This window comes from uncultured Thiothrix sp., from assembly GCF_937876535.1.
In the GTDB taxonomy this organism is placed as follows: Bacteria; Pseudomonadota; Gammaproteobacteria; order Thiotrichales; family Thiotrichaceae; genus Thiolinea.
The window spans coordinates 125,364-141,651 of sequence record NZ_CALFHZ010000005.1 but is presented as its reverse complement, the minus strand read 5'-3'; the positions used below and the strand labels follow the sequence as shown (position 1 = coordinate 141,651).

The window sequence follows — 16,288 nt, the reverse complement described above, 5'->3', positions numbered from 1 at the left end:
TTCAAGATGATACTAACTGATGAACAAGTCTTAATTCGCAACACGGTGCGGCAATATATCCACGATAATGTCACGCCGTTTGCAGCCGACTGGGATCGCGATAGCACCTTTCCCGCGCAGCAACTCAAGGAAATGGGCGGCCTCGGTTTATATGGCATGGTCGTACCAGAAGAATGGGGTGGCTCGAATGTGGGTTATGTATCCCTTGCCTTGGCGATTGAAGAAGTAGCCGCCGGTGATGGTGCTAGTTCTACCATTCTAAGCGTGCAAAATTCAGTCGTCTGTGGCCCCATCCTCACTTATGGCAGCGATTATCTCAAAGAAACTTATCTGAAGCCGCTTGCCTCCGGTGAAATGTTGGGTTGCTTTTGCCTGACAGAATCGCACGCAGGTTCGGATGCAGCCGCGATTAAAACCCGTGCGGTGAAAGACGGTGATTCCTATGTGATCAACGGCAGCAAGCAATTCATCACCTCCGGCAAGAATGCCCAAGTCGCGATTGTGTTTGCGGTCACCGACCCGAATGCAGGCAAAAAAGGGATTAGCGCCTTTGTAGTGCCCACCAATAATGCAGGCTATAAAGTCGCCAGCATTGAAAAGAAAATGGGGCAACATGCTTCCGATACCGCCTCGATTTTCTTTGAAGATTGCCGTGTTCCAGCAACTCATTTACTCAGCAAAGAAGGCGAAGGCTACAAGATTGCTTTGAGTAATCTGGAAGGCGGACGCATTGGCATTGCTGCGCAATGTATCGGGATGGCGCGGGCTGCCTATGAAGCGGCTTTAGCTTATGCGCAAGAACGCACTAGTTTTGGTAAACCGATTATTGAGCATCAGGCGGTGGCTTTCCGTTTAGCGGATATGGCAACTAAGATTGAGGCAGCACGCTTACTGGTTTTGAATGCAGCACGGTTACGCGATGCGGGTGAGCCGTGTTTAAAAGAAGCCTGTATGGGCAAGTTATTTGCCTCGGAAATGGCGGAACAAGTCTGTTCGGATGCGATTCAAACCCTAGGTGGTTATGGCTATTTGAATGACTTTCCGGTGGAACGCATTTATCGCGATGTGCGCGTATCGCAGATTTATGAAGGCACAAGCGATATTCAACGTATGGTGATTACGCGCCAAATTATGGAGGCTTAAATGGCTAAGACTCTGGATTTTTACTTCGACTTCTATTCGCCTTATGGCTATTTAGCGCATTATAAAATGGATGCGATTGCTGAGCGTTATGGCTACCAAGCCAATTGGCATGCGATTTTATTGGGGCCAGCCTTTAAAGCAGTGGGATCTAAGCCCTTGCTGGATATTCCGCTGGTAGGTGAGTATTCGGCGCATGATTTTGCCCGTACTGCGCGCTTAGAAGGTGTGCCGTTTGTGATGCCTGCGACCTTTCCGGGGGCGACTTTAGCGGCGGGGCGTGCCTTCTATTGGTTGCAGGATCAAGACCCAGCATTAGCCAAACGCTTTGCTAAAGCCGCGTATAAAGCTGCCTTTGCTGAGGGGCAAGATTTATTACAGCTAGAGACGATTAAACGGGTGGCTAGTGCTGAAGGGATTGATGCCGAAGCGCTAGAGGCCGCGATTCAAACCGATGCCGTAAAAGAGCGCTTTAAAACCGCCGTGCAAGAATCCTTGGATAAAGGGGTATTTGGTTCGCCGTTTGTGGTGGTCGATGGTGAACAGTTCTGGGGAAATGATCGGATTCCACAAGTTGAGCAATGGTTAGCGCGAGGAGGTTGGTAATGAGCGTAGTAAGCACCACAGTGAATAGTCGCTCGGAAGATTTCCGCGCCAATGCCGCCGCCATGCAAACACAAGTCGATGACTTACGCGCTAAAGTTGCCCAAATCAGCTTAGGCGGGGGCGAAAAAGCCCGTCAAAAGCATTTAGAGCGGGGCAAACTGTTACCGCGTGAACGCATTCGCGTATTGCTGGATAAAGGCTCGCCCTTTTTAGAAATCTCCCAATTCGCCGCCTATGGCATGTATAACAATGAAGTGCCAGCCGCTGGCGTGATTGCGGGGATTGGGCGAGTGAGTGGGCAGGAGTGCATGATTGTCGCCAATGATGCAACGGTCAAAGGTGGTACTTACTTTCCGCTTACGGTGAAAAAGCATTTGCGTGCCCAAGCGATTGCTTTAGAAAACCGTTTGCCGTGTATTTATCTGGTCGATTCGGGTGGTGCGTTTTTGCCGCTACAGGATGAGGTCTTTCCTGATCGTGAGCATTTCGGGCGGATTTTTTATAATCAAGCCAATATGTCCGCACTGGGTATTCCGCAGATTGCCGTCGTGATGGGGTCGTGTACAGCAGGTGGTGCGTATGTGCCTGCCATGTGCGATCAAAGCATTATCGTAAAAGAGCAGGGCACGATTTTCCTTGGTGGCCCACCTTTAGTGCGTGCGGCGACGGGTGAAGTGGTGAGTGCCGAAGAGTTAGGCGGGGCGGATACCCATTCGCGCATTTCCGGTGTAACCGATCATTATGCTTTGAATGACACCCACGCTTTGAGTATGGCGCGAGAAATTGTCGCGGATCTCAATCGCAAAAAAACCATGTCGGTGCAAGTGCAAAAACCTGCCGAGCCTTTATATCCCGCCCACGAGCTATACGGCATTATTCCGCAAGATGCACGCAAACCCTTCGATATTCGCGAAGTGATTGCGCGGATTGTAGATGGCAGCGAATTTGATGAATTTAAAAAGCTCTATGGCACGACCATTGTCTGTGGCTTTGCGCATATTCATGGTTATCCGGTGGGCATTGTTGCTAATAATGGGATTTTGTTTTCTGAGTCGGCCTCCAAAGCTGCACACTTTATCGAGTTATGCGCTAAGCGCAAGATTCCGTTGGTATTTTTGCAAAACATTACCGGCTTTATGGTCGGTAAAAAGGCTGAGCATGGCGGTATTGCCAAAGATGGTGCCAAGATGGTGACAGCGGTGGCCTGTGCGAAAGTGCCCAAATTTACCGTGATTATTGGCGGGAGTTTTGGGGCGGGTAACTATGCCATGTGCGGGCGTGCGTATGGTGGGCGCTTCTTGTGGATGTGGCCGAACGCGCGTATTTCCGTTATGGGTGGCGAGCAAGCTTCCAAGGTCTTGAGCCAAGTACGTAGCGATGCTTTAGAAGCGCAAGGCAAAACCTGGAGCGCTGAGGAGCAAGCCGAGTTTGAGCGTCCGGTGCGTGAGCAATACGAAACGCAAGGACATCCGTATTACGCGAGTGCAAGGCTGTGGGATGATGGGATTATTGACCCGAAAGATACGCGTAAAGTCTTGGCGCTTAGTTTAGCTTCTGCCTTGAATGCGCCGATTGAAGATACCAACTTTGGCATCTTCAGGATGTAAGGAGAAAATCATGTTCACTAAAATCCTGATTGCCAATCGTGGCGAAATTGCCTGCCGAGTTGCACGCACCGCAAGACGCTTAGGTATAAAAACCGTCGCGGTTTATTCCACTGCCGACGCCCACGCCCAGCACGTCAAAGCCTGCGACGAAGCCTATTGGATCGGTGAAGCCCCTGCTGCGGAAAGCTATTTACGCGCCGATAAAATCTTAGAAATCGCGAAATTATCCGGCGCTCAAGCCATCCATCCGGGCTATGGTTTCTTATCCGAAAATGCTGGGTTTGCCGAAAGTTGCAAACAAGCAGGCATAGTGTTCATTGGTCCACCGACCCAAGCGATTATTGCGATGGGCTTAAAAAGCGAGTCCAAGCGCTTAATGACTGAAGCGCAAGTGCCACTCGTACCCGGCTATCATGGCGCAGATCAAAGCATCGACTTACTGCGTGAACAATCGCAAGTCATCGGCTATCCACAACTGATCAAAGCCAGCGCGGGCGGCGGTGGTAAGGGGATGCGTGTAGTAAAAAACTTTGCCGAGTTTGATGCTGCATTAGCTTCTGCCAAGCGGGAAGCGATTTCTTCGTTTGGCAATGATAGCGTGTTGATTGAGCGCTATTTACAGAAACCGCGCCATATTGAGTTGCAAGTATTTGCCGATACACTCGGTAATGTGGTGCACGTATTTGAGCGTGATTGCTCGATTCAACGTCGCCACCAGAAAGTGATTGAAGAAGCACCCGCACCCGGTATGACGCCGGAATTACGTCAGGCAATGGGGCAAGCGGCGATTAATGCCGCCAAGGCGATTGGCTATGTGGGCGCAGGGACAGTGGAGTTTCTGCTGGATCAAAGCGGCGAATTTTTCTTTATGGAAATGAATACCCGCTTGCAGGTCGAACATCCGGTCACGGAAATGATTTCAGGGCAGGATTTGGTCGAGTGGCAATTGCGTGTAGCGAATGGCGAGCCACTGCCACTCACGCAAGAGCAGCTCAAAATCAATGGGCATGCGTTTGAAGCGCGCGTCTATGCCGAAACCCCTGAGCGCGATTTCTTACCTGCTACGGGGCGCTTAACTTATCTACATGCGCCAACCGAAACCGAGTATGTGCGCATTGATACTGGCGTGCGTCAAGGCGATGAAGTCAGCATGTTCTACGATCCAATGATCGCTAAATTGATCGTCTGGGGTGCGGATCGTAATCAAGCTTTACAACGCTTACAGGCCGCCTTGAGTGATTATTATATTAGTGGTGTGAAAACCAATTTAGTTTTCCTGTCCACTTTGTCGAGCTTGCCTGATTTTGCTGCGGCAAAATTGGATACCGGTTTTATTGAGCAGCATTTGGAGGCGCTATTCCCCAAAGCGAGTACGCCACCGAATGAGGTGTTGGCAGCCGCTTGTTTAGCGGAGTTAGTCTCGCGCCAAGAGCAAGCTAGCCAAACTCAAGCCAGTAGCACTGATCCTTATTCACCGTGGGCAATTGCCGATGCGTGGCGGATGAATCAGGAGGGGATGGATAGTTTTGAGTTCCAATTGGGCGAAGAACTGTATCCGGTACAAGGTTGTTATCGTGCGGATGCTTATTATGTGCAAACCCCACAAGGTGAACAGCGCTTAAGTGGTGAGCGCTTGGGTGAGTACGAATGGCTAGTGACTTTAGGGCAAAAAACCTTCCGCGCTAAAGTCTTGGATAATTCCACCGTATTATGGGGGGGCAAGGCTTGGGAGTTACGCCTACATGATCCAGTGCATGAAGTGGATGAGACTAGTGTACACGGTGGCAATTTAACTGCACCGATGCCGGGAGCTGTGGTTGCGGTACAAGTCGAGGTGGGCGCTAAGGTACAAGCAGGCGATGCCTTAATGATCGTAGTAGCCATGAAAATGGAGCACACCATCACCGCACCGCACGCTGGCGAAGTTAAAGAAATTTATTTCCAAGTTGGCGATCAGGTCAAAGATGGCGATGTGTTACTCAGCTTGGAGCAAAGCCATGAGCCTGCCTAAACGTGTGAAAATCGTCGAAGTCGGGCCACGCGATGGCTTACAAAACGAACCAACGCCTGTGAGTTTAGAAACCAAAATTGCTTTAGTAGAAAAGCTGGTTGATGCAGGTTTGTCGGTGGTTGAGGTTGGCAGTTTCGTATCGCCCAAATGGGTTCCTCAGATGGCAGGTAGCGCAGAGGTGTATACTGGTATTCAACAGCGTGCAGGGGTAAGTTACCCGATGCTAGTGCCTAATCTCAAAGGCATGGAAGGCGCGCTTGCAGCAGGTGTACAAGAGATTGCCATTTTCGCTGCTGCCTCTGAGACTTTTGCGCAGAAAAACACCAATTGCAGTATTGCCGAAAGCCTTGAGCGCTTTGAGGCCGTGATACAACAAGCTCAAGCGCAGCAGATTAAAGTGCGTGGTTATGTCTCTTGTGTACTCGGTTGCCCGTATGAAGGTGAAATTGCCCCTGAGAAAGTAGCAGAGGTTGCTAGCAAGCTGTATGACATGGGCTGCTATGAAATCTCCTTGGGCGATACCGTCGGTGTGGGTACGCCTTTAAAAGCCCAAGCTATGATTCATGAAGTCGCCAAACGTGTGCCGATTGAGCAGTTAGCCGCACATTTTCATGATACCTATGGGCAGGGCTTAGCGAATCTTTTCGCAGTATTGCAGTTAGGGGTGGCGACGATTGATAGCTCAGTCTCAGGCTTGGGTGGTTGCCCTTATGCTAAGGGGGCGAGTGGTAATGTCGCTACTGAAGATGTGTTGTATATGCTGAATGGGATGGGCATTGAAACAGGTGTGGATTTGCCTAAATTGCTAGAAGCGGGGCGGTTTATTTCAGATAGTTTGGGGCGCTTGCCAGCTTCTAAGGTAGGGCGGGCTTTATATCAGATTTAAGGTGAGCACGGATGGCCTTAGCGAGCAGTGTCAAACGCACGAAATTACATCATCGTAGTATCCAATGTGAAGGTTTTAAGCGTGAGGATGGCCTCTGGGATATTGAGGCGCATCTAACCGATCAACGTTCCTATGATTGTAGTTATGATCCTGAACATCGCGGCGGCCTGATTCGGGCGGGTGAAAATGTGCACAATATGCGGGTGCGCTTGACTCTCGATTTAGATTTTCTGATTCATGATGCGGTGGCTATTTCTGATGAGACGCCTTTTCCGATTTGCTTCCAAGCCGCTAAAGTGATGCCGCGTCTAATTGGTTTGCGTATGGGCAAGGGCTGGCTGAAGGAAGTTCGTGAGCGGATTAGCACCGAGGTTTCTTGTACCCACTTGATTGATTTACTCACCCCAATTGCGAATACGGCCTATCAAACTATGCATGCTGCTTTGGAGGAGCGTGCCGAACAACGGAAGCGTGAGGATAAAAATTTTACTCGGAAGAAATTGGGAATTTTAGATACCTGTATCGCCTTGGCGAGCGATGGGGAAGTCGTAAAGCGGCAGTGGCCAGAGTTTTATACAGGGGCTAAGCATGAGTAAAGTGTTTGATCTCGTCAGCTTGTAATTGCAGGAGTTCTTCGGCTAAGCGCAGCTCAAAATGAGCCACGGAAGGATTGCCACGTTTGCCTTTGGCAGCCCGTTGCCAAGCAAGATAAAGATTGCCGAAGTCGATCAACTGTGGATATAAATTGTCGAAAACTTTAGGCATCTATCCGCTCTAAAAAAATTCGTGCCGCTACGTGGCAGATTCAACCTCACCCCAACCCCTCTCCTCGCTTGGAGAGGGGCTACTAATCAGAATAACAGAAAGCAGTATTCAGAAAACAGAATTCAGCAATCAGCAGCCAGGGAGAAGGCACAAACTCGAAATCCCAGAATGATGCCTCGATCAGTAGGACGATTCCAATTACGAACCGCACACCGCAGATAGTCGACCGTATTGCTCCAAGAACCGCCGCGCCTTGCCCTAACCCTGAGGCTAATTTGACCGATGCCCGCTAGACGTGCAAGCTTATTCAGCAAATTAACTCACGACTGTAAAGGCAAACATGAAAGATCTATTAGGTGTAGCCGGTGTATTACTACTCTTAGCAGGAATAACAGCCCTTATTATCGGCACGGCGCGCTATTTTTTCCCGACGCTGGAGCAATTTTTCCCTGAAAGCTTTAAGAAACCCTTGTCGTTTCAATATGGAACTTATTATTTTTTAGCAGGCTTGATTTGTCTTTTGTTGGTGTAGGTCAACACAAGTTTAAACTTTCAGATTTAACCTTTTGAGCCTCAGATAAAAGGACAAGTAAGCAGCAATCTTATAGTGTATTAGCCTATGCCATAAGCATACATTAAAGGAGGCTTGCTGATGCATACTAATGAGCACCGTCATGTACGCCTATTTCGCAATGGACGCAATCAAGCTATTCGTATTCCTAGAGAGTTTGAGTTGGAAGGCTCAGAGGCTATTATCCATCGCAAGGGTAAGTACTTAATTATCGAGCCAATTACAAAACAGAGTTTGTTAGAGTTTCTAAAAACTCAGCCCAAGCGGGATGAAGAGTTCCCTAAGAGCATTGATAGACTTCCTATTGATGACCTAGAGTTTTGAGTTATGTCTACTCGTCACCTAGGTTTTACCTTGGTTACAGATAATCTTAGCGAGTTTCAACGCGTGCCAAATTTGTTGATAGAAAACTGGTTAAGCTAAACCAGTAGTCAAATGTTTAGCTAGTTTGAGCAGTTAATACTGCAGATTTTCTTAACTTTTCAAGCTCACTCAAAGCATCTTCTTGCATAGAAAAAGGCACTCCCCAGTAATCAAAAATGCCACCTTGTTTGGAGTTTTGGCCGCAAATTACCATAACGCCTGTGCCTAAGGTGGTTTTTAAGTGAGTGGCTAACCAGCCAACAAAACCAGAGTTATCAACATTAGCTGGAAAATGAAAAGAGAAGAGAGCGAATAGTTCAGCATCTGGCTGTTGATAGGGTACTAAAGCACTCCACACTTGCTGATCCCGTACCAAAGCTAAAGCTTGGTTGACCATTTCCTGCGGAAATGTCTCCACAGGAAACTCCAAAAATGCATAGCTTCCTGTATAAGCCTGAAAATGAGCTTGAGCAATCACTGAGCGTAAACGTTGCTCAGTCTGCTCAGTAGTTTCATTGCTGATATACATCTAAATTTGCTCCACTTTTTTAGAAAACATTTACGTTGATTATGTATAGTTAGTTTGATTTAATGCAATTAAGTTGTCATTTTTAACGGGTTTTTATGTCGAAAAGCACTGTTCAACTCAAACAGTTTGGCAATATTCCGTTGATGCATCAAACAGTATGTTCGGTCCTGAAAAACTACAAAACACCCAATAATAAAATTGCTCGTTGGTTAGAAGATGGAGTATTACTGCCTGTAAAACGTGGGTTGTATGTTGTATCGCCTGAAGTAAGTGGCAAGCCAATAGAGCGGTTACTAGTGGCTAATCTATTGTATGGCCCCTCTTGTGTATCACTAGATTATGCGTTATGGCATTACGGTCTAATCCCAGAAACTGTGCTGGAAGTCACTTCTGTAACTATCCGCCGTAGTCAACTTTTTGAAACTGAACTAGGGCGTTTCTCTTATCAACATTTACCTCAGGGCTTATATCCTATTGGTATGCAATCTATACAGCTAACGACTGGCAGCTATTGCTTGTTAGCAACACCCGCAAAAGCGTTATGTGACCGCTTGATATTAACTCGTCAGTTACGGATACATTCAGTCAAGTCTATGCAGCAGTTTTTACTGAATGACTTACGTTTTGATAGGGAAGAAGCTCAAGTGATTGACTTAACTATAGTTGCAGCTTATGAACAAGTTGGACATAAAGTTGAACTGTTAAAACATCTATATGAGGCAATCAAACAATGGCAATGACTGTCTTAGAGCAAATGTTGAATCGTTATCCTTTAACTTTGGTTGAGCAACAAGATCAAGCACTTCGAGAGGTGATGCAGGAAATAGCCTTAGCAGGTCTTAATCGTGCGGGGTTTTTCGAACAGGCTGCTTTTTATGGAGGTACTTGTTTACGTATTTTTTATGGCTTGCCTCGTTTTTCAGAAGACTTAGATTTTTCTTTATTACAGCCTAAAGCAGGTTTTTCTTTGCAACCCTATTTCAAAGCTGTGATTGAAGAGTTTCAGGCTTTAGGCTTAGAAGTTGATATTACAGTTAAGCAGAAGACTGTTGATAGCCAAATTGAATCAGCCTTCTTGAAAAATAATACTCAAGTGTTCAGCTTAACTATTAGCCATAGCCGCAAAATCAAAATCAAATTAGAGGTTGATACTTTACCCCCTTTAGGCTTTTCTACGGAAGAAAGGCTCTTGCTACAACCGTTTTCTTTTTATGTAAAATGTTTTACCTTGTCTGATTTATTTGCTGGTAAGTTGCATGCATTGCTATTTAGGCAATGGAAGAATCGTGTAAAGGGACGGGATTGGTTCGATTTTGAATGGTATGTACGTCACAAGGTTAGGCCTAATTTAGAGCATTTCGCTAGGCGCAGTTTCGAAAGTGGTGCAATTCACCAAAGCTCAATTTCTGAAGCAGAGTTAAAAAAACTTTTGCAGCAGCGTATCCAGATTGTAGATTTTGAGAGTGCTAAACAAGATGTAGAAAAGTTTGTGCCTGATAGCAAAGTGTTAAATATTTGGTCAAAAGAATACTTTCTACAGTTGACTCAACAAATGATGGCATCATTTTAATTAAATTTAGTTGTTAGACCAGCGTGCTTTAATTAAAGCACGCTCCTTGTTTGTAGAAAAATCAACCCAAAAAGCGCTGATAAGCCGGATTATCGGTCTCGTCCCAATACTCATAAGCTAACTGATCTAGGGTTTGCTTAAACTCCTCACGCTCTGCGGATGGAACTTGAATTCCAACTAAGACCCGTCCGAAATCTGAGCCGTGATTGCGATAGTGGAACAAACTAATATTCCAGCCTGCGCTCATGCTGGTTAAAAAGTGTAATAAAGCACCGGGGCGCTCAGGGAACATGAAGCGGTAAATCAATTCATTCTCAACACCTTGCCCATGCCCACCGACCATATAGCGTAAATGCACTTTGGCCACTTCATTGTCGGTCATATCAATGAAGGAATAGTTTTGAGCTTTTAATTCATTAATCAGCTTTTCGCGTTCACCTTTGCCACCGGGAATCTTGACCCCTGCAAAAACTTGAGCCGCTTTAGAGTCGGCATAGCGGTAGTTGAATTCAGTAATAGCCCGATTCCCTACCGCGCGACAGAATTGGCGGAAGCTACCCGGTTGTTCTGGAATAGTAACCGCTAACAGAATTTCGCGGCCTTCACCTAATTCAGCGCGTTCCGCCACATGGCGCAAACGGTCGAAGTTAATGTTCGCACCACTGGTAATCGTGACTATATTTTTGCCTTCCCAACCTTGCTCTGCGACATACTTTTTAATCCCAGCCACCCCTAGAGCGCCGGCTGGCTCTAGTAAAGTGCGGGTTTCTTCAAACACATCTTTGATGGCTGCACAGGTTTCATCGGTGTTCACTAGAATTACATCATCGACTACTTGTTGAGCAATCGCGAAGGTTTGTTCACCAATTAACTTAACCGCAGCACCATCGGCAAAAGTACCTACTTGAGACAGTTGTACTCGTTTGCCTGCTTTAAAAGAGTCGTGCAGAGTAGGGGCTTCTTCATGTTCAACACTAATCACCTTAGTGCTGGGATAGAGGTATTTGAGGTAACTCGCTACCCCTGAAATTAAACCGCCGCCACCTACTGCAAGGAAAATTGCATCAATCGGATCTTGATGCTGGCGTAAGAGTTCCATAGCAATCGTGCCTTGGCCTGCAATCACATCCAGATCATCAAAAGGATGCACAAAGGTCATCCCTTCTTCTTGTTCTAAATGCCGAGCATGTGCATAGGCTTCATCAAAATTGTTCCCATGAATAACAACTTCACCACCGAAAGATTTCACTGCATTAATTTTAATATCAGGTGCGACTTTAGGCATGACAATAATTGTTCTAATCCCTAAGGTTTTCCCAGATAAAGCGACACCTTGCGCATGATTACCTGCAGAGGCAGCAACGATGCCACGTGCGCGTTCTTCAGGGGTGAGCTGAAACATGCGATTAAACGCACCCCGTAATTTGAAAGAAAATACGGGTTGCAAATCTTCGCGCTTCAGGAAAATTCGATTATTCAAACGCTGGCTAAGATTTTTGGCAAAATCTAAAGGAGTCTCTTTCGCCACGTCATAAACACGGGCGGTCAGGATGCGTTCGATTAAGGATTTATCAGCGGTATTCATATCTACTCAGTGTCGCAGCAGTTGCGGGTCAGGTAGTATAGGCCAAACTCCCAACGCAAGCATTAGGTGATGTATTACGATGACTCAAGATGAGATGAAAAAAGCCGCCGCGCAAGCCGCACTCGCATATGTCGAAGCTGGCTCAATTATTGGCATTGGTACAGGCTCTACCGCGAATTACTTCATTGATTTATTGGCACAAATGAAAATTAAACTGGAAGCGACAGTTGCCAGTTCCATTGCCAGTGCTGAGCGCTTACAAAAGCATGGAATTCGTGTGCTTGACTTAAATGAAGCGGGGCAGTTAGCTTTATATGTGGATGGTGCGGATGAGTCGAATCATCAATTACAGTTAATTAAAGGCGGCGGTGCAGCTTTAACACGTGAGAAAATCGTCGCGGGGGCGAGTGATAAATTCGTTTGTATTGCAGATGGTACGAAGTTAGTGGATGTCTTAGGTAAATTCCCACTACCGATTGAAGTCATTCCGATGGCACGAGAGTTAGTTTCACGCGAGATTGTGAAATTGGGTGGTAAGCCGGTCTTGCGCCCGAACTGCACGACGGATAATGGTAATGTGATTGTTGATGTGCATGGTTTAGCCATTACGGACGCTAAACACTTAGAGAGCCAGCTCAACCATATTCCAGGTGTAGTGACGAATGGCTTATTTGCCTTACGCCCTGCCGATGTGCTCATTCTAGGCACACCGGAGGGCATCAAAACCTTAACCGCTTAATAGCAAGCATTAATCATTACTTGATTCCACTGCGCCGAATACTCTAAAGCAGCACTTAGGTATTTGGCGTGATTTTCGCCGTATAAAGCGTCCGTGACGCCATCCAAACAGCGGGTCGGACATTGACCTTGTGCACTCGCATACACTTCAGCTTTTAAGCCCGGGACGGTACGGCTGCGGCCTGCATTACACAGAAAATAACGCTCACCTCTTGCAATGGCCGCTTGTGCATCTTGCTTAGGGTTTTTGCTTTGTAATTCAATGAGTTTTTTCACGAATTGTGCATCTTCTGTAGAGACAGTTTGCTGTGGCATTTGCGTTGTATTGCTAGAAACTTGATTACTTGGCATTTCCCGACAGGCTCCCACAGCTAAACCTAAACTCGTTAAGATTAGGGTGGTTAATACAGATTTAACAAGATTCATGCTTGTGTTCCTTGAGTAGCAAAGCGTTGACGGAAGAAAACTCCAAAGCCAACTAATAGCACTAATTCAAGCGGGAAAGAACCTGTACCACCGTTAGTATAAACTCCGCCAGAGCTACCAGTTTCTGCTGAGGTCGGGTTCGCATCAGATAATGCAAAGAAAATATTATTACTGCATTTCACACGAATCGTATTTTTTGTACCTAAGGTACTCGGCAGCGTCACGCTGGCGGCACCATCATTCGGTGTATTGCTGAGTAAGGTTTGGAAATTTTCATTGGTGGTCGTGCTGCTCATATTCAGAGCAATATCGACATTGGCGCAGCTAATTGGTGCTTGATCCGTTTTTGCTACATTCCAAGTCACATTCAGCGCACTACCTGCATTTAGGCTCGCATTCTTTGGTGCAGTCACTTCAAACGCAGACCCCGTGTCTTGAACTTGTACGACCATATCATCCGAACCAATACCACCTTTCCCATCGCGGGCTTGTAAACGGAAATTCAGCGGTCGAGTTTGGCTAGCTAAGGTTTCACCATAAGTATGGCTACTAGAGAATAAATCACTCAAGCGTGGAATCGTGCGGCTGGGTGAGCTGCTAGGCAACTGTGCACGCACTAACGCATTATCGCCGGTATCTATATCGACTTTGGAGGCGGTGCCTAAATCAATTTGCTCCCAAGAATAGGTCAGGGTATCGCTATTGCCATCAGTCGCACTGCCAGTAAGGATAAAAGGTGTGCGGGCTGGAATTGTATAGTCTTGGCCAGCATTCACTACTGGATTAGCATTGCTTAAGCTAGTGCTATCTGCACACGTCGCACCGGTGCTGCTTTGAGTGTAAGTAGTGATTTGATTGATCGAGCCGGAATGGAACATGGCATCGCTATGGGCTTGAATATTATCGGGTGAGCAAATCCCCGCATAAGACATAATCGTGCTCCCGCTACCCGGTTCATAAGCAGTTTTACCAATACGATTACTCCCTGAACAACTACCCGATTCGCTATTGAAGGTATGGGTAGCACCGAATTGATGACCCATTTCATGTGCTACATAATCAATCGCAAAAATATCCCCAGTAGGTGTATTCCAGCCGCTCACCCCTTGGGCTTTATAACTATTACGACAAGCACCCTCTACTACTGCAAGACCACCATCGCCAGTCGTAAATAAATGACCCACATCATAATTTTCACTGCCAATCAAATTGTCCAATACCGTTTGATTTTCTTTCAGCCGCGTAGAACCAGAAGTTGAATAAGGGTCAGTGGTAGAGTCGCTATAAAGAGTCGTTACCCCACTCACCAAGCGCAGCTTAATGCTTAAGTCGCGTTGGTAAATTTCATTCATGCGATTGATCGTCGTAGTAATCGCACTTAAGGCCGTGGTTTTACTGCCCCCATGATATTGGGTGTATTCGCCCGTAGCTGCAATAGCAATATCATAGGTTTTTAAATCTTCACCCGCGCGCGCAGCTATCACTGGAGCCGTTTCAGTATGAGCATCATCATGTGCCACCTCATGAGTAGCGCAGTGGAAGTTATTCTTGAATAACCCGGAATTAGTTTGTTTGCTTAAACTGCGATAAGACCGTTCGGCTGATTTGGTAGTCGCAGTGGTGGGGTCAATAAATAAAGTATCCCCATTCTGCATCACTAACATTGCCGTAAAGCCTAAAGCCGTGAGTTCGGCTCGACCGGAAATGACTTGCCCATCTAAGCCTTTAATTTGCCAAGTTTGCCAATCAGGGAATTGCGCGGCGACTATTGGGCTGAGTGTTTCTACTGGAAGCAGTTGGACTTTAGCAAAGCCACCGCTGGGTAAAGGCAGGCTTAAACTGGGTTCAGAGCCAGCATTAATTAGCAGGTTATGTAAGGCTGACTCATTTAAAGATAAATTACGTTGTTGAATCAGGGTTGCGCCGGTTTGGCGAGTTTGAATATCAGTCCAGAGCGCCTCATTAGCATAAAGCTTGGGCGCTGCTAAACCTAAAATAGCCAGAATGACGCTGGAGAGTTGTTTTTTCATTTTTATTATTCCTGGGTGTAAATCCTGCGCTATGTAGCCCTAAGCGCAGTGAATTTGAAGATTAGCCTTCTTGTCTGGGTTCGCGTTTCCCTGTTCCAGTCAGTTTCGCGCTCATAAAGCCGCCAATATATAGCAAGCTACTCGCCAGAATCATTAACCAACCATAGACTGCTTCATGCGGTGAAAATAAATACCAAACCCCTAAAGTCGCATAAAGCAGCGAAACTAAAATCGAAAATACATGGCTACGATTACTACCTTTTAAAATACCGCGTACTAAGGGCATCAGGGGTAATAATAAGAGTAAAATTTCAAGCGAGCGTGGAAATTGCTGTGTGCTAGAAAGCCAGCCATTCCATAAAATAATTAAAGCAATTAAGCCCAATAAACCACCTACTGAGCAGGCACGCCATAATTTAATATTTTTCATAGCTTATGAGCCAACTCCGCTAAGCGTTTGCCGAGCGCAAAACACAGGCGTTTTTCTTCATCCTTTAATTTAGCTTGATTAGCGCTGCCTGCCAAATGACTAGGGCCATAAGGTGTTCCACCCGTTTGGGTACTAATTAAATCTGCTTCGGTATAAGGTAAGCCAGTGATCAACATGCCATGATGGAGGAGGGGTGTCATCATCGATAATAAGGTCGACTCCTGCCCACCATGCAAACTAGAAGTCGAGGTAAATACACCTGCAGGTTTACCCACTAACGACCCCGAAAGCCATAAGCTGCTGGTCTTTTCCAAGAAATATTTCAAGGGTGCAGCCATATTGCCAAAGCGTCCGGGGCTACCTAAAGCCAAGGCATCACAAGTCTTTAAATCCTCTAAACTTACATAGGGTGCACCCGTATCCGGAATGCTTGGCTCAATCGCTTCGCAGACTTCAGAAATGGGCGCAACAGTACGTAAGCGTGCTTCAGTTTGGGTGACACTTTCAACACCTCGAGCAATCTGCTGTGCCATCGCTGCAATCGAACCGTGGCGACTGTAATAGAGAATTAAGACTTGTTTAGTCTGGGTCATATTAAATCCAATACTTTTTCCGGCGGGCGTCCAATCACCGCCTTACCACCAGCGACCACAATCGGACGTTCAATCAATTTTGGATGCTTCACCATCGCTTGAATCAACTGATCCTCACTAAGGCTGCTATCCGCTAAGTTTAGATCGGCATATTCCTGCTCAGATTTACGCAGCAACCCGCGTGCACCAATACCCAACATCCCCAAGAGTTCACGCAATTTATCTGCGCTGGGTGGTTTATTCAGGTAGTTGATAACATCGGGGGTAACGCCTTCTTCTTCAAGCAGTTCTAAAGCCTGCTTGGATTTGGAGCAACGGGGATTATGATAGATCGTGACGGTGTTATCCATGAGTAAATTCCTGTCAGTTCGTAGCTGCAATCTAGCCGGATGTGAAAGTCTAGGCAAGTAAATTGCCTTATTCAATCCGTCGCTTAAT

19 protein-coding genes are annotated in these 16,288 nt (G+C 46.5%); 11 read left to right on the top strand and 8 right to left on the bottom strand.

The window, feature by feature from the left end; translation table 11 throughout:
- Window positions 1–6 precede the first annotated feature (6 nt).
- The 6 genes from Q0230_RS01905 to Q0230_RS01880 are packed head-to-tail and all read left to right on the top strand — an operon-like array spanning window position 7 to window position 6,846.
- The gene (locus tag Q0230_RS01905; protein ID WP_298607602.1) at window positions 7–1,143 is read left to right on the top strand and encodes an acyl-CoA dehydrogenase family protein; all 1,137 of its coding nucleotides are present in this window, start codon (window positions 7–9) and stop codon (window positions 1,141–1,143) included.
- The gene (locus tag Q0230_RS01900) at window positions 1,144–1,746 is read left to right on the top strand and encodes a 2-hydroxychromene-2-carboxylate isomerase (protein WP_298607600.1); all 603 of its coding nucleotides are present in this window, start codon (window positions 1,144–1,146) and stop codon (window positions 1,744–1,746) included.
- On the top strand, window positions 1,740–3,353 hold the full coding sequence (locus Q0230_RS01895; protein ID WP_367274118.1) for a carboxyl transferase domain-containing protein: 1,614 nt from the start codon (window positions 1,740–1,742) through the stop codon (window positions 3,351–3,353). The genes Q0230_RS01900 and Q0230_RS01895 overlap by 7 nt, the downstream gene beginning before the upstream one ends.
- A 10-nt stretch (window positions 3,354–3,363) precedes the next feature.
- Entirely contained in the window at window positions 3,364–5,364 is a 2,001-nt protein-coding gene (locus tag Q0230_RS01890) for an acetyl/propionyl/methylcrotonyl-CoA carboxylase subunit alpha (RefSeq protein ID WP_298607596.1), read from the top strand.
- On the top strand, window positions 5,357–6,250 hold the full coding sequence (locus tag Q0230_RS01885) for a hydroxymethylglutaryl-CoA lyase (RefSeq protein ID WP_367274122.1): 894 nt from the start codon (window positions 5,357–5,359) through the stop codon (window positions 6,248–6,250). Before Q0230_RS01890 ends, Q0230_RS01885 begins: the two co-directional genes overlap by 8 nt.
- 11 nt (window positions 6,251–6,261) lie before the next feature.
- Window positions 6,262–6,846 carry a DUF2889 domain-containing protein gene (locus tag Q0230_RS01880; protein WP_298607591.1) on the top strand — a complete coding sequence of 195 codons (585 nt, stop codon included), beginning with the start codon at window positions 6,262–6,264 and terminating at the stop codon, window positions 6,844–6,846.
- Here the strand turns inward: Q0230_RS01880 and Q0230_RS01875 are convergent.
- Window positions 6,833–7,015, bottom strand: a complete 183-nt coding sequence (locus Q0230_RS01875; RefSeq protein ID WP_298607589.1) for a hypothetical protein — start codon at window positions 7,013–7,015, stop codon at window positions 6,833–6,835. The genes Q0230_RS01880 and Q0230_RS01875 overlap by 14 nt on opposite strands.
- A gap of 340 nt (window positions 7,016–7,355) precedes the next feature.
- Here Q0230_RS01875 and Q0230_RS01870 point away from each other — a divergent pair, with 340 nt between their 5' ends.
- Window positions 7,356–7,547, top strand: a complete 192-nt coding sequence (locus tag Q0230_RS01870; RefSeq protein WP_298607587.1) for a hypothetical protein — start codon at window positions 7,356–7,358, stop codon at window positions 7,545–7,547.
- Between the two features lie 120 nt (window positions 7,548–7,667).
- Window positions 7,668–7,910, top strand: a complete 243-nt coding sequence (locus Q0230_RS01865) for an antitoxin (RefSeq protein WP_298607585.1) — start codon at window positions 7,668–7,670, stop codon at window positions 7,908–7,910.
- Window positions 7,911–8,025: 115 nt separating this feature from the next.
- Here the strand turns inward: Q0230_RS01865 and Q0230_RS01860 are convergent, their stop codons facing one another.
- The gene (locus tag Q0230_RS01860) at window positions 8,026–8,478 is read right to left on the bottom strand and encodes a DUF6196 family protein (protein WP_298607582.1); all 453 of its coding nucleotides are present in this window, start codon (window positions 8,476–8,478) and stop codon (window positions 8,026–8,028) included.
- 95 nt (window positions 8,479–8,573) lie between these two features.
- On the opposite strand from Q0230_RS01860, the gene Q0230_RS01855 reads away from it, so the two are divergent.
- Both Q0230_RS01855 and Q0230_RS01850 read left to right on the top strand, forming a co-directional pair.
- Complete coding sequence (locus Q0230_RS01855; RefSeq protein WP_298607579.1) at window positions 8,574–9,218, top strand: hypothetical protein; 645 nt, start codon at window positions 8,574–8,576, stop codon at window positions 9,216–9,218.
- Window positions 9,209–10,048 carry a nucleotidyl transferase AbiEii/AbiGii toxin family protein gene (locus Q0230_RS01850; RefSeq protein ID WP_298607576.1) on the top strand — a complete coding sequence of 280 codons (840 nt, stop codon included), beginning with the start codon at window positions 9,209–9,211 and terminating at the stop codon, window positions 10,046–10,048. Before Q0230_RS01855 ends, Q0230_RS01850 begins: the two co-directional genes overlap by 10 nt.
- A 61-nt stretch (window positions 10,049–10,109) precedes the next feature.
- On the opposite strand, the gene ilvA is transcribed toward Q0230_RS01850, so the two are convergent.
- Window positions 10,110–11,633: a threonine ammonia-lyase, biosynthetic gene (gene ilvA, locus Q0230_RS01845; RefSeq protein WP_298607574.1), complete on the bottom strand. Its 1,524-nt coding sequence runs from the start codon at window positions 11,631–11,633 to the stop codon at window positions 10,110–10,112.
- A 79-nt stretch (window positions 11,634–11,712) separates the two neighbouring features.
- Between ilvA and rpiA the strand changes: the two genes are divergently transcribed.
- A complete protein-coding gene (rpiA, locus tag Q0230_RS01840) occupies window positions 11,713–12,372 on the top strand; it encodes a ribose-5-phosphate isomerase RpiA (RefSeq protein WP_298607572.1) in 660 nt (219 codons plus the stop codon).
- Here the strand turns inward: rpiA and Q0230_RS01835 are convergent.
- The 5 genes from Q0230_RS01835 to arsC form a co-directional block, all read right to left on the bottom strand.
- Entirely contained in the window at window positions 12,369–12,797 is a 429-nt protein-coding gene (locus Q0230_RS01835) for a hypothetical protein (protein WP_298607569.1), read from the bottom strand. The genes rpiA and Q0230_RS01835 overlap by 4 nt on opposite strands.
- Window positions 12,794–14,827: a reprolysin-like metallopeptidase gene (locus Q0230_RS01830; protein ID WP_298607566.1), complete on the bottom strand. Its 2,034-nt coding sequence runs from the start codon at window positions 14,825–14,827 to the stop codon at window positions 12,794–12,796. The genes Q0230_RS01835 and Q0230_RS01830 overlap by 4 nt, the downstream gene beginning before the upstream one ends.
- 61 nt (window positions 14,828–14,888) lie before the next feature.
- Window positions 14,889–15,257 carry a DUF2069 domain-containing protein gene (locus Q0230_RS01825; protein WP_298607564.1) on the bottom strand — a complete coding sequence of 123 codons (369 nt, stop codon included), beginning with the start codon at window positions 15,255–15,257 and terminating at the stop codon, window positions 14,889–14,891.
- A complete protein-coding gene (wrbA, locus tag Q0230_RS01820; RefSeq protein WP_298607561.1) occupies window positions 15,254–15,850 on the bottom strand; it encodes an NAD(P)H:quinone oxidoreductase in 597 nt (198 codons plus the stop codon). Before wrbA ends, Q0230_RS01825 begins: the two co-directional genes overlap by 4 nt.
- Window positions 15,847–16,200 (bottom strand): arsenate reductase (glutaredoxin), encoded by a 354-nt coding sequence (gene arsC / locus Q0230_RS01815; RefSeq protein ID WP_298607557.1) that lies wholly within the window; start codon window positions 16,198–16,200, stop codon window positions 15,847–15,849. Before arsC ends, wrbA begins: the two co-directional genes overlap by 4 nt.
- Window positions 16,201–16,288: the final 88 nt, after the last annotated feature.

Excerpts from the sequence above, each read along its gene's own strand:
- Q0230_RS01905 (WP_298607602.1), top strand. The coding sequence starts at position 7 with ATGATACTAACTGATGAACAAGTCTTAATTCGCAACACGGTGCGGCAA.
- Q0230_RS01900 (WP_298607600.1), top strand. The coding sequence starts at position 1,144 with ATGGCTAAGACTCTGGATTTTTACTTCGACTTCTATTCGCCTTATGGC.
- Q0230_RS01890 (WP_298607596.1), top strand. The coding sequence starts at position 3,364 with ATGTTCACTAAAATCCTGATTGCCAATCGTGGCGAAATTGCCTGCCGA.
- Q0230_RS01880 (WP_298607591.1), top strand. The coding sequence starts at position 6,262 with ATGGCCTTAGCGAGCAGTGTCAAACGCACGAAATTACATCATCGTAGT.
- Q0230_RS01875 (WP_298607589.1), bottom strand. The coding sequence starts at position 7,015 with ATGCCTAAAGTTTTCGACAATTTATATCCACAGTTGATCGACTTCGGC.
- Q0230_RS01870 (WP_298607587.1), top strand. The coding sequence starts at position 7,356 with ATGAAAGATCTATTAGGTGTAGCCGGTGTATTACTACTCTTAGCAGGA.
- Q0230_RS01865 (WP_298607585.1), top strand. The coding sequence starts at position 7,668 with ATGCATACTAATGAGCACCGTCATGTACGCCTATTTCGCAATGGACGC.
- Q0230_RS01860 (WP_298607582.1), bottom strand. The coding sequence starts at position 8,478 with ATGTATATCAGCAATGAAACTACTGAGCAGACTGAGCAACGTTTACGC.
- Q0230_RS01855 (WP_298607579.1), top strand. The coding sequence starts at position 8,574 with ATGTCGAAAAGCACTGTTCAACTCAAACAGTTTGGCAATATTCCGTTG.
- Q0230_RS01850 (WP_298607576.1), top strand. The coding sequence starts at position 9,209 with ATGGCAATGACTGTCTTAGAGCAAATGTTGAATCGTTATCCTTTAACT.
- ilvA (WP_298607574.1), bottom strand. The coding sequence starts at position 11,633 with ATGAATACCGCTGATAAATCCTTAATCGAACGCATCCTGACCGCCCGT.
- rpiA (WP_298607572.1), top strand. The coding sequence starts at position 11,713 with ATGACTCAAGATGAGATGAAAAAAGCCGCCGCGCAAGCCGCACTCGCA.
- Q0230_RS01835 (WP_298607569.1), bottom strand. The coding sequence starts at position 12,797 with ATGAATCTTGTTAAATCTGTATTAACCACCCTAATCTTAACGAGTTTA.
- Q0230_RS01830 (WP_298607566.1), bottom strand. The coding sequence starts at position 14,827 with ATGAAAAAACAACTCTCCAGCGTCATTCTGGCTATTTTAGGTTTAGCA.
- Q0230_RS01825 (WP_298607564.1), bottom strand. The coding sequence starts at position 15,257 with ATGAAAAATATTAAATTATGGCGTGCCTGCTCAGTAGGTGGTTTATTG.
- wrbA (WP_298607561.1), bottom strand. The coding sequence starts at position 15,850 with ATGACCCAGACTAAACAAGTCTTAATTCTCTATTACAGTCGCCACGGT.
- arsC (WP_298607557.1), bottom strand. The coding sequence starts at position 16,200 with ATGGATAACACCGTCACGATCTATCATAATCCCCGTTGCTCCAAATCC.